General features: G+C 67.7%; 11 protein-coding genes. 7 read left to right on the top strand and 4 right to left on the bottom strand.

Annotated features, from left to right (window positions below; genetic code table 11):
* Positions 1-83: 83 nt before the first annotated feature.
* The 3 genes from cysK (at position 84) to HMUK_RS06355 (ending at position 2,171) form a co-directional block, all read left to right on the top strand.
* The gene (gene cysK, locus HMUK_RS06365) at positions 84-1,016 is read left to right on the top strand and encodes a cysteine synthase A (RefSeq protein ID WP_015762304.1); all 933 of its coding nucleotides are present in this window, start codon (positions 84-86) and stop codon (positions 1,014-1,016) included.
* A gap of 83 nt (positions 1,017-1,099) precedes the next feature.
* Complete coding sequence (locus tag HMUK_RS06360) at positions 1,100-1,816, top strand: bacterio-opsin activator domain-containing protein (protein ID WP_015762303.1); 717 nt, start codon at positions 1,100-1,102, stop codon at positions 1,814-1,816.
* Positions 1,817-1,913: 97 nt separating this feature from the next.
* On the top strand, positions 1,914-2,171 hold the full coding sequence (locus HMUK_RS06355) for a HalOD1 output domain-containing protein (protein WP_015762302.1): 258 nt from the start codon (positions 1,914-1,916) through the stop codon (positions 2,169-2,171).
* Positions 2,172-2,199: 28 nt separating this feature from the next.
* Here HMUK_RS06355 and HMUK_RS06350 read toward each other — a convergent pair whose 3' ends face one another.
* Complete coding sequence (locus HMUK_RS06350; protein WP_015762301.1) at positions 2,200-3,387, bottom strand: redox-regulated ATPase YchF; 1,188 nt, start codon at positions 3,385-3,387, stop codon at positions 2,200-2,202.
* A 177-nt stretch (positions 3,388-3,564) separates the two neighbouring features.
* On the opposite strand from HMUK_RS06350, the gene HMUK_RS06345 reads away from it, so the two are divergent.
* Positions 3,565-5,112 (top strand): sensor histidine kinase, encoded by a 1,548-nt coding sequence (locus HMUK_RS06345; RefSeq protein WP_015762300.1) that lies wholly within the window; start codon positions 3,565-3,567, stop codon positions 5,110-5,112.
* On the opposite strand, the gene HMUK_RS06340 is transcribed toward HMUK_RS06345, so the two are convergent.
* Entirely contained in the window at positions 5,113-5,616 is a 504-nt protein-coding gene (locus HMUK_RS06340) for a GNAT family N-acetyltransferase (RefSeq protein ID WP_015762299.1), read from the bottom strand.
* Between the two features lie 189 nt (positions 5,617-5,805).
* Between HMUK_RS06340 and HMUK_RS06335 the strand changes: the two genes are divergently transcribed.
* On the top strand, positions 5,806-7,344 hold the full coding sequence (locus tag HMUK_RS06335; protein ID WP_015762298.1) for a hypothetical protein: 1,539 nt from the start codon (positions 5,806-5,808) through the stop codon (positions 7,342-7,344).
* A gap of 3 nt (positions 7,345-7,347) precedes the next feature.
* On the opposite strand, the gene udk is transcribed toward HMUK_RS06335, so the two are convergent.
* Both udk and HMUK_RS06325 read right to left on the bottom strand, forming a co-directional pair.
* Entirely contained in the window at positions 7,348-7,986 is a 639-nt protein-coding gene (gene udk, locus HMUK_RS06330) for a uridine kinase (protein WP_015762297.1), read from the bottom strand.
* Positions 7,987-8,202: 216 nt separating this feature from the next.
* Complete coding sequence (locus HMUK_RS06325) at positions 8,203-9,210, bottom strand: deoxyhypusine synthase (RefSeq protein WP_015762296.1); 1,008 nt, start codon at positions 9,208-9,210, stop codon at positions 8,203-8,205.
* 82 nt (positions 9,211-9,292) lie between these two features.
* Between HMUK_RS06325 and HMUK_RS06320 the strand changes: the two genes are divergently transcribed.
* Together HMUK_RS06320 and HMUK_RS06315 are read left to right on the top strand one after the other, a co-directional pair.
* Positions 9,293-10,873 (top strand): succinic semialdehyde dehydrogenase, encoded by a 1,581-nt coding sequence (locus HMUK_RS06320; protein WP_015762295.1) that lies wholly within the window; start codon positions 9,293-9,295, stop codon positions 10,871-10,873.
* Positions 10,873-11,943: an SDR family oxidoreductase gene (locus HMUK_RS06315; protein WP_015762294.1), complete on the top strand. Its 1,071-nt coding sequence runs from the start codon at positions 10,873-10,875 to the stop codon at positions 11,941-11,943. Before HMUK_RS06320 ends, HMUK_RS06315 begins: the two co-directional genes overlap by 1 nt.
* The last annotated feature ends 124 nt before the right edge of the window (positions 11,944-12,067 follow it).

Genomic DNA, 12,067 nt, shown 5'->3' with positions numbered 1-12,067 from the left:
TTAACCGACACACGAGACGCGAGTTCAACCACCTCAGTACGGAGGGGGACAACTCAGCGTCGTCGCCGTCCAACTGCGAGTGCATGACCGCTGCTGGAGACACCGTCGAACGAGTAGCCGCGGCAGAGCGCGTCACCGATCTCGTCGGTGAGACGCCGCTGTTGTGGCTCGACTCGTTTGCGTCGAACCTGTACGGCAAGCTCGAATCGTCGAACCCCTACTCGGTCAAGGACCGCATCGCGCTGGCGATGGTCGAGGCCGCACGCGAGTGCGGTGCGCTGTCAGCGGACGGCACCGTCGTCGAGGCGACCAGCGGGAACACCGGGATCGGGCTGGCAGCGGTCTGTGCGGCCAACGGCTACGACTGCGTGCTGACGATGCCGGCGTCGATGAGCGAGGAACGCCGTCGACTGTTGCGGGCCCTCGGTGCCGACCTCGAACTGACCCCGGCCGAGGACGGCATGGGCGGCGCGATCGAACGTGCCGACGAGCTGGCCGAGGCCGACGACGCCGTCCGAGCCCGCCAGTTCGAGAACGAGGCCAACCCCAGCGCACACCGTGAGACGACCGGCCCAGAGATCTGGGACGCGACCGACGGCAGCGTCGACGCCGTCGTCGCCGGGGTCGGCACCGGCGGCACGATCACCGGCGTCTCCGAACACCTCAAAGAGGATCGGGGCAAGACCTCCGTGACCTCGGTGGCCGTCGAACCCGACTCCTCGCGGCTCCTCTCGGCCGACGATCCGGACAGCCACGACATTCAGGGGATCGGCCCCGGTTTCGTCCCCGACGTGTTGCGACGGGACCTGCTCGACGAGGTCCGGACGATCACGTCGGACGACGCCCGCGAGTGGAGCCGGCGACTCGGCCACGAGGAGGGCGTCCTCGTCGGAATCTCCGCCGGTGCGGCCCTCGGCGTCGCCGTCGAGTACGCCCGCGAGCACCCCGACGAGACCGTCGTCGTCGTCCTCCCGGACACCGGCGAGCGGTATCTGTCGACCGACCTGTTCGAGTAGACCGCCCCGTTAATCCCTCCTTACTCCCGTTAATGCCTAGGTACGTCAATTATGAATTAGTAGCCGACCGTGGATGCTGAGGTATGGACACGGAGCGGGCTACGGTCGAGCTGAAGTTCGAGCTGCGCGATCCGGAGCACTTCCTCGTCGCGATGTCGGACGAACTCGACTGTCGCGTCGTCAACGAGGACGTGATACACCGGGACGACGGCGACGTGTTACGGTACTACACCGTCGCAGCGACGCCGTCGGAGACGAAACGCGTCGCGCAGTCGTTGCCAGGCGTCAGATCGACCCGGATCGTCCGCTCGGACGGCGACACCTGTCTACTGGAGGTCGTCGCCGACAGCGAAGAGTGCATCCACTGCACGCTGGCGACGGTCCACGCCGTCGTCAGGCGAAGCGTCGCAGACGGCGGGACGGGGATGGTCGTCGTCGAGGTGTCCCACGACGCCGACCCGAGCACCGTCGTTGACGCGGTGGTCCGACGGCACGCGGGGGCGACGCTGCTGTCCAAGTGGCACCGTGACGACGCCGACCTCGTCGCCGTGACGGGTGCGGTCGGGGCCGAACGGTACCTCTCGTCGCTGACCACGAAACAGCGAGACGCCGTCCGTGCGGCCGTCCAGAGTGGCTATCTGGCCTGGCCGCGCCGAAGCTCCGCGAGCGACTGTGCGGCCGCACTGGGCATCTCGCAGCCGACCTTCAGCCAGCACCTCTATCGCGGGCTGGAAGTGCTCTTACTGGAGCTGTTCGAAGTGCCCGACGACGAACACGACAGTGTGCCTGCAAGTCACTAACCATTCAGCATAGGCAATAGTTTCTCGCCGGGCTATCCCATCCACCAAAGTGGCAGAACTATCCGTGCCGATGGGAAGGGCACGACACCGATCAGCTATGCTCAGCATGACATCAGAGGTTCCGAATCAGAGTACCGCACGTAATCCACCAGCCACGACAGAAGACGTCGTTCGTGCCGTCGCGGAGAGAGAAGGGGTCGCCGCGACGGACCTGACACCACTGTACGATGTCGTGGATCCAGAGGCACTCGATGCGATGGTGACGCACACAGAGACCACGGTACGGATATCGTTCGACTACGAGGGATACACCGTCATCGTCGAGGACGAAACCGTCACGATCGAAGAGAACTGACACTCATTCTCGCCGTTCGCGCGGCGACCTAGTTCGTCGTCGTGATTTCGACCACGTCTCGGTGATCGAGCACCGTATCTGCACCGATCTGGCGGCCGCTGCGAACGTCGTGGGCGTGCAGGAAGCCGTCGCCGATGTCGGTGTGCAGGAAGTACGCGAAGTCCTCGGCGGTCGCGCCGTCTTCCAGCACGAAGCAGTCCTGCAGGAAGGTGCCGTCCTCCTGGGGCTTGCGCGCGCCGGGGAAGATGGCGATCGAGCCCAGCTCGTCGAACAGCGCCGTCTCGATGGCCTGCTGGACGCCGGTACCGCCGTACTCGCCGACGAACTCGCTGATCTGCTCCAGTGCGGTCGCTTTCTCTCCGGGCACGTCCTCGACGATTTCGAACTCGCTGTCGCCGGGCAGGTAGTCGAGGACGCCCTGTTCGTCGCCGTTCTTGAGCGCCTTCTCGGCGTGGGCGCTGGTCGGGACGATCGTCAGGTGGTCGTAGTCGGGGTCGTCCGTGATTTCCTCGAAGTTCTCCTGGGCGGCGGGCGTGTCCATCTTGTTGGCCGCGATCACCATCGGTTTGGTGCGCTTGCGGATCTCGCGGGCGAGTGCCTCGCGGTCCTCGTCGTCCCACGTGTCGGGGTCCAGTTCGAGATCCAGCGAGAGGATCACCTGCTTGATCTCGTCTTTGTTGGTCCGGAACGCGTCCATCTGGGTCGCCAGGTCCTCCTCGATGGCCGCCTCCTCGCCGTGGTACCCGGAACGATAGCGCTCGATGCCCTTCTCCAGCACGTCGAGGTACCACATGTCCAGTTCGTCTTCGAGGAAGTCGATGTCCTCGCGAGGGTCGTGGTCCTCGGTGGGCTCGCCCTCGATGTCGGTCGTCCCGGAGAAGTCGACGACGTGGAGCAACACGTCGGCCTCGTTGAGGTCCGAGAGGAACTGGTTGCCCAGTCCCCGACCCTCGTGGGCACCGGGGACGAGGCCGGCCACGTCGACGAGACGCACCGGGACGAACCGGGTGCCGTCCTCGCAGTAGCCGAGATTCGGCGTGCAGGTGTGGTCGAACTCGGGGGCGGCACACTCGACGCGAACGTAGGCCTCGCCGACGCTGGGGTCGATCGTCGTGAAGGGATAGGCCCCTTCCGGCACGTCGTTCATCGTCGCCGCGTTGAAGAAAGTGGACTTGCCGACAGAGGGTTTGCCGACGAGTCCGACGTCGAAGCTCATGCACACAGTCACGCCAATCGGCCGTTTAAACGCTGTCAAAGCGACCGACAGCGAGTGTCATTCGCACACGAACGGTCCCGGCCACGTCGTTCATCGTCGCCGTCTCCGGTGTGCGAGAGTATCACATCTGAGAGTCGCTAGGTGAACTATTTACAGCGCCAGTAGTTTGTACGCCGCGTGACCTCCCGCATCTACTACAGCGGTCTCCTGATCGCCGGGATCGGGTTCTTTCTCACGCGTTTTACCGTGACCCTCGCGATCGACGGACAGCCGCTCCAGTTCTACCTAGCCGGGGTCGTCCCGCTCGTGCTCGGGCTGGGTCTGTCGGCGTTCGGAGTCTCTCTGAGCGTCGTCGGCCCCGACCGCTCGTTCGTCCGGACGGTCGCACTGTGGTGCGTGCTCGGGACCGTCGGGATGTCCGTCCTCGTCGTCCTCACGCTGCTGGGGTCGGCCGTCGAGGGGTCGATGATCGAGGCCGTGCGGGCGGAGCGACGGCTCGCAACCTTCCTCATAGGCGGCAGCGTCGGCGGCACGCTCACGGGCCTCTACGCGGCGCGGAACCGGCAACAGCGAACCGTGCTCCGCCAGCAGACGAACCGCCTCGTGACCCTCAATCGGATGCTCCGTCACGAGGTGCTCAACGCCCTCACGCCGATCCGTGGGTTCGGGACTGCTCGGGAGGACGAGAATCCCGACGCCGGTGAGATCGTGTCAGAGCGGGCCGACGACATCGAGGCGGCGGTTGGAGAGGTCAGCTACCTCACGAAACACGCCGGCGACGGGCAGGCGGTCAACACCCCCGTCGATCTCGGACCGCGTCTCACCGAGAGCGTCGAGGCTATCGAGGACGAATACTCCGACGCCAGCGTCGTGCGAGCGGACGCTCCAGACGACCTGGAAGTGCGCGCAAACGCACGGCTCTCGGACGTGTTTGGGCAACTTCTCCGGAACGCTGTCGTCCACGCCGACGACGAGATGCCTCGGATCGAAGTCGAGTCGACCCGAGAGACCGCCCGAGTCAGCGTGGTCGACGACGGCGAGGGACTCCCGGAGAGCCAGGAGCGACTGCTCGAGACGGGCGACATCGAGGAGTTCGACGATCCGCGGATGGGGTACGGGCTCAACGTGGTCCGGCTCCTCGTCGAGAGCTACGGCGGCGAGATCGAGGTCGAGCGCAGTGGCGGCGAGACCTGGATTACCGTCGTCCTCGCGCGGGCGGTCGAGTCGAGCACGCCGTCGGCCGACCGGGCGCGCCCGAACCGACTCCGGCCCGGAATGCCGAACCTGCTAGTCACGATAGTCGCGTCGCTCTTGGCGGGCGTCGCGTACGGTCTCGTCTCGGAGTTCCTCGGCGGGTCGGTCGCCGGGATCGGCGTCTTCTACGGGGCGGCGGACCCCGTCGTGGGCTGGCTCACCCACGAGTTCCACAGCGTCGTCTTCGGGTTCGTCTTCGCGAGCCTCCTCTCGTTCGTGCCGCCGTCGTACCGTGACCGGATGCTAGCGAGCCTCGCGGTGGGCGTCGGGTGGGGACTGGCACTGTGGCTCGTCGCGGCGGGGGTCGTCGCTCCCATCTGGCTGCGACTGCTCGGGATCGAAGCCCCCTTGCCGAACGTGACGGCCCTGTTCTTCACGACCCACCTCGCGTGGGGACTCTCGCTTGGACTGCTGACCGTCCTGGGCGAACAAACTGTCGTCCCGTGGTTCATGCGGTGGCGCGACCGCTGATCACCCCTCGACGCTCGCCTCGTACACGTTGACCGTCCGCTCGATTCCGTCGAACTCGACGGCCCGTTGACCCACGCGCTCGAAGTGCTTCTCGTAGAAGGCGTTCCCGACCTCGTTGGCCACCAGCACCTCGTCGCGGATCGTCGTCGTCTCGATGTCGGCGAGGTGCTGGTGGCCCCGTTCGAGCAGCGCCGTTCCGACACCCTCTCCCCAGTAATCCGGGTGGACGTAGATGTCGAGGTCGCCGACACCGATCACCTCGGTCATCCCACAGCTGGCGTAGCCGACGACCTCGTCCTCGACCGTCGCCACGAACAGCCCGACCTCGTCGAGGCCGATCAGCTCCGTCAGCACGTCCCGTGCGTACCCCTCCTCGACCATCTCGTCGATGCGGGCCTCGTCGAACACGTCCCGGTAGGTCGCGTGCCAGGCGGCGTGTGCGACCCGCCGAATCGCCGCCGCGTCGTCTTCTCTCGCCGGCCGGACCGTGACAGAAGGTGACATACTACGTCGTACGATCGAGGCCCACATAGAACTACCCCACCGCCCGGTCCCGGCCAGTATTACAGGTGATACTCCCGCCGGTAGGGCTAAGTCAGGGGATCACAGATGACGGGGTATCAGACGCATGGTTCACAGTCGACAGCACACGTTCTCGGCGATGCAGGCACGCATAGAGTGGGTGGACTCCCGATGAGTCTCGTTCGCAAGTTCACCGTCGTCGTCGTGACGCTGTTGCTGGCCTCGACGCTCGTCACGGGCAATCTACTGGCGGCGGCCCACCTGACCGTCCTCGATCCGGGCTTCACCCAGACGACCATCGAGGAGGAAGGCGGCTATCAGCTCGTCGAGAACGCGACGGTGGCGACGGCGAGCGGTCAGGTCTCCGACGGCGTCGCCGAGGGGGTCGACACCGAGGCGCTGCTTCGTGAGGGGATCGACAGGCCGTATCTGGCCAACCAGACCGAGCGCAACGTCGCGGCGACCTACGCGTATCTCCACGGCAACAGCGAGACGCTGAACCTCACCGTCGACACGGTGCCCCTCAAGAGCGGACTGTCGGCGGCGGTCGAGCAGCAGGTGCGCAACGCGACCGTCCCGGAGCTGCTCGCACAGTCCGAGACGGAGCTGGACGGGCCCGTCGACGAGTCGACCGTCGAGCAGATGACCGCCAACGAGAGCGGATACGCGGCCGCGAAGGCCGATTTCCGCGACGAAGTCCGTGATCGGGTCCTCGACGAGGCCGTCGAGCGAGCCTGGCAAAACACCAGCAACGACGAGAAGCTGGCGCTGGTGATCCCCGACTACGACCCGCGAGAGTACACCGAAGACGAAAAGGAGCAACTCGTCGCTGACAACGAGACGGAGATCAGAGCAGCGCTGCGCGAGCGCATCGAGAGCGAGCGCGGCGACGAGATCGACGGGGAGGTCGACGCCCAACTCGCCGAGATCAACGAGTCGGTCGCACCCAGCGACGCCGACAGCGACGGGCTCGACGCGGCGACGACCGACATGCGGGCGACGTTCGCGGAGGCGCTGACGACCGACATGAGCTACCAGACGTTCCAGTCCGAGATCGACGGCCACAAGGCCGCGGCGGCGGCCGCCGTCGGTGACCGAACGGAAGCCCAGCTCGACGAGCAACTGCCCGACACGCTGGATCTGACCGAGGACATGGAGCCCGCGACGCGACAGAGCCTCGAAGACGCCCAGACCGCAGTCACCTGGCTGGATCGGCTGGTGTTCGTCCTCCCGCTGGTCGGGCTGGCACTCGTGGGCCTGCTGTACTACGCGACCCGCTCGGTCCAGACCGTCGCGGGTTCGCTCGGCGTCTCGCTCGTGATCGCCGGCCTCCCGATCTACCTCGCGCTGGGACCGCTGCAGTCGTTCGTCGAACGGAGCGTCACACGGCAGATCGCGGCGGGCGGCGAGGCGTCGGCAGAGCCGATGGTCGAACTGTTCCTGGGGATCGTCGGCCAGCTGTTCGGTCGCGTCGGCACCGTCTCGCTGGCGTTCGCACTCGCCGGTGGCGTCGTGGTAGCGGCGTGGCTCCTGTTCAGGTACGACGTGATCGGCGGGGGCGACGAGCGCACGGCGGCCGAGGCGGCCGCGGCCGCCGACGCCGAGGCGATGGCCCAGACGGAGTCCGAGACCTCGGAGTCGACCGCGGCCGAGGAGCCGACGGCCACCGGGGAGACAGACGAAGCGTCGTCGGCGACGACAGACGAGTAACGGTCAGAGTTCGGTGGCGGCCTCTCTGTGGGCGGCCATCTCGCTGACGACTTTCTCGCGGAGGACGTCGATGACTGCCGGGTTCGTTCCCTCGGGGACGATGAGGTCCGCGTTTTCCTTCGTCGGCTCGACGAACTGCTCGTGCATCGGCTTGACCGTCGACAGGTACTGCTCGACGACGCCGTCGACGGTGCGGCCGCGCTCGGTCACGTCCCGCTGAAGGCGACGGAGCACGCGAACGTCGGCGTCGGTCTGGACGTAGAGCGCGAGATCGAGCTGTGTGACGATCCGGTCGTGGTACAGCGCGAAGATCCCCTCCAGCACGACGATCGGCCCCGGATCGACCGTCCTGGCGGTCGGCGCGCGGGCGTGTTTCTCGAAGTCGTACTGGGGCATGGCCACCGTCTCGCCGCGCGAGAGGGCCTCGACGTCCGCGACGAGGCGATCCCAGTCGATGGCGTCCGGGTGGTCGAAGTTTCGATCCTCGCGTTCCGCGAGCGGGAGCTCCGAGAGGTCCTCGTAGTAGTCGTCCAGCGAGATGATCGTTATCTCCGGATCGACCGCCGCCGAGAGATCCTTCGCGATCGTCGACTTGCCCGCGCCGGACCCCCCGGCGATACCGAGCACGAATGCATCAGCCATCCAGACGGCATCTCTGTCGTATCGGTACGAAAGATTTCCTATCTCGGTCGATCGGGAGAGCGACAGCACCCGGTCTCGGGAGACGATCCCGCCGGTAAGCCGTCGATCGACGGGACGGGGCCGACGAGGACGACGAGACGCCGGAGAGGGTCTCGGAGCGCGAACACGGACGGAGCTCGATCCAGAGTCCGGGATGGAGCGTGGAGACGGTGACGGCTATTCGATTCGCTCGCGGGCTCCGGCGACCAGCAGCGGCAGCGTGATCGTCGCGTCGGCGTACACCGAGGCGTTGCGGGCGGCCTTCTCCAGTTTCCCCCAGGATCGGGCTTCGTCCAGCGTCGCGCCGGAGAGGCCGCCGGTGTTTGGCTGGTCCATCGTCAGCTGGACCGCGTAGTCGTAGGCGTCGGGCGAGACCAGCATCGTCTGGAGGACGTAGTTCTTCGGGACGCCGCCGCCGACGACCAGCGCGCCGGCCTCGTCGGCCTCGTAGGCCAGGTCGGTGATCGCGGTCATGTCCCCCAGCGCGTCCAGGGTAAAGGGCGAGGTCTGTGAGTACATCCACGACTGGAGCCCCAGCACGGAGTCCTGGACGGCCGGACAGTGGATCGGCACGTCGTGCTCGTAGGCGGCGGCGGCGATGCCGGCCCCCTCGTCGATGTCTTCGGACTCGTTGACCTCGGCGTTGGCCCGCCCCAGCTCCTCGGTGAGCCGCTGGATGGAGACGCCGCCGTCGTCACACTCCTCGGCGAGGACGGGAAAGACCTCGTCGCGGAGGTGCGACTCGAACAGCGCGAAGTGTTCCTGCGGGAGGTAGACGTTGTAGATGCGGTCGACGCCCTCGTCGCGCAGCGTCTCGTCGTGCTCGCGTTCGGACTTGCCTTCGGCGTGGACCTTTCCGTGGTGGTGCTTGCCGCCGATGGCCTCGATGGTGTCGTGGGTGAGGTTCGCGCCCGTCGTCACCAGCGCGTCGACGTGGCCGTCCCGGATCAGATCGGCGACGATCTGACGCATCCCCGTGGGCACCATCGCACCCGCGAGCCCGAGGAAGGTCGTCACGTCGTCGTCACACATCGCCGCGAAGATGTCGACGGCCTCGTGGAGGTCCGCCGCACCGATCCCCGCCGCGCCGTACTGCTCGACCAGTTCGCCGACGGTCATCCCGCCCCGAACGTCCGCGTGATCGATCGGGTCGTGACTGAAGGTTTCTCGCTCGTCGTCGCTCATTGTCCGTACTCGACGGCCCCGCGCTTTCAACGCCCCGGTTCGCGCCGAAAGCCCATGGGCTCTGAGTCCGTAGTGGGTGGACATGGACACGGTCGACGCCGAGAGACGGCTGCCCGAACGGACGCGCGAGCGGCTCAGAGACCGGGTGACCCGGACGGGCGAACGGGACGACCTCGAAGTGACTGCCCCCTACACCGGCGAGCGGGTTGGGTCGGTGCCGCTGTGTACGGCCGACGACGTGGCGGCTGCCATCGAGCGCGCACGGGCGGCCGGAGCAGCGTGGGCCGAGCGGCCGGTCGAACGGCGGGCGGCGATCCTCCAGTCCGTCGCCGACGAGATGCTCGACGACCGGGCCGGCCTGCTCGACACCGTCCAGTTGGAGACCGGGAAGGCCCGCTTCGACGCCCTCGAAGAGCTGCTCGACGTGGTCCTCAACGCCGACTACTACGCGCGAAAGGGGCCGGACTATCTGGCCCCGGACGAGCGAACGGGCGGGCTCCCGCTCGTGACGACGGCGAGGGAGTACCACGATCCGGTCGGCGTGGTGGGGCTGATCGAGCCCTGGAACTATCCGCTGACGCTCGCGATCTCCGACATGCTGCCGGCGCTGCTGGCGGGCAACGGCGTCGTGCTGAAGCCAGCCGAGGCGACGCCGTTTACCGCGCTGCGAGCCGTCGAACTGCTGGACCGGGCGGGCGTCCCGACCGATCTCGTCCAGGTCGTGACCGGGCGCGGCGAGACGCTGGGCGAGCCGCTCATCGAGGGGATCGACCACCTCACGTTCACCGGCTCGACGGCGACCGGGCGGGTCGTCGCCGGGCTGGCCGGCCGACAGCTCGTCGACGCGTCGCTGGAGCTGGGCGGGAAGAACTCGGCGGTCGTGCTGGAGGACGCGGACATCGCGGACGCCGCGCGTGGGATCGCGCGCGGAGCCTTCGCGAACGCCGGTCAGCTGTGTATCTCCTTCGAGCGCGTCTTCGTCGATCAGCGGATCTACGACGACTTCCGCGACGCGCTGGTCCGAGCGACCGAACGGCTCGACGTGGGTGCGAGCTTCGACTTCGAGCCGGACGTGGGGTCGCTGATCGCCGACCACCAACTGGAGACCGTCCAGGCCCACGTCGCCGACGCCCGCGAGCGCGGCGCGACCGTCGAGACGGGCGGTCAGCGCCGCGAGGACGTGGGACCGCTGTGTTACGAACCGACGGTACTGACGGGGCTGCCCGCGGACGCCGACGCCGCCCGTGAGGAGACGTTCGGGCCGGTGCTGTCGGTGACGCCGGTCGCCGGCAGCGAGGAGGCGATCGAGCGCGCCAACGACACCGACTACGGGCTCCACGCCAGCGTCTGGACCGGTGACACGGAGCGCGGGCGACGAGTCGCCCGCCGGATCGAGGCGGGCTCGGTCTCCGTCAACGACGGCTATCTCGGGATGTGGGCCTCGACGGACGCGCCGATGGGCGGCGTCGACGACTCGGGGATCGGCCGCCGTCACGGCCGCCAGGGGATCGAGAAGTACACCGAGACACAGACGGTCACGACCCAGCGCGGACCGCCGCTGGCTCCCGTCGACGGCGTCCCCAAGCGCTGGATCGGGCGGGCGGCACAGGCCGGCGTCGAGGCCCTGCGCTGGTGGCGTCGCCACCGCCCGGGAGGACCGTAGTGCAGTTTCTCACCGGCTTCCCCGGCTTCCTGGGGTCGGCACTGGTCGAGCGGCTGCTGGAGCGTGGCGACGAACAGATCACCTGCCTGGTCCAGCCGGCCTACCGAGAGGAGGCCCGGCGACGGCGGCGATCGCTGACCGAGGCCGCCGGAGTCGAGGCCGGACGAGTCCGGCTCGTCGAGGGCGACATCACCGATCCCGACCTCGGGCTGGACGACCCAGCGTCGCTGCGAGCGGCGACGAGGACGGTGTATCACCTGGCCGCGGTGTACGACCTCGGCGTCGAGCACCGGCTGGCCGAGCGGGTCAACGTCGACGGGACCGAGCACGTGCTGGCGTTCGCAGAACGGGCGGGCGTCGACCGCTTGCACTACGTCAGCACCTGCTACGTCAGCGGCCGCCACGACGGAGCGTTCACGCACGCGGACCTCGACGTCGGGCAGTCGTTCAACAACCACTACGAAGCGACGAAGTTCGCCGCCGAGGTCGCCGTCCAGGAGCGAATGGCCGCGGGCCTGCCGGCGACGATCTACCGGCCGGCGATCGCCGTCGGCGACAGCCAGATCGGCGCGACCCAGAAGTACGACGGCCCCTACTACCTCCTGGCCCTGCTCCGTCGCCAGCCACGGATCGCCGTCGCGCCCGCACCCGCAAAGCCGACGACGATGAACGTCGTGCCGCGGGACTTCGTCGTCGACGCCGTCGCCGCACTGTCCGCGCGGGCCGACACCGTCGGCGAGGTGTACCAGCTGTGCAACCCCCACCCGCCGACGGTCGTCGGCATCCTGCGCGCGTTCGGGCGAGCGACCGGACAGACCGTCGTCCCTCTGCGCGGGACCGCGGGATGCTCGACGGCGTTGCTGGACCGACTCCCGGGCGTCGCCGAGCGATACGGCCTCGAACCGGCAGCGATGCCGTATCTCACCCACCCGACGACCTACACCGACACGAACACCCGCAGCGCGCTGTCTGGGACCGGAATCGCCTGCCCGCTGTTCGAGAGCTACGCCGACAGGCTGGTCGCCTACGCCAGCGAGCACCCCGGGATCGACGACAGTGCGATGGTGTGAACGACTGTCGTCGTCTGGGAACTGCCGTTTCGTCGGCTTTCGCCGGAAGGCGAGTGGAACCCACAGAAAATAGGCGCGAGCGTGGACGTACCGTCACCGATGTGCGCGAAAGGCGACGCATGGA

The sequence above is a fragment of the Halomicrobium mukohataei DSM 12286 genome (genome assembly GCF_000023965.1).
Lineage (GTDB): Archaea > Halobacteriota > Halobacteria > Halobacteriales > Haloarculaceae > Halomicrobium > Halomicrobium mukohataei.
This window is presented reverse-complemented; position numbering and strand designations above follow the sequence as displayed.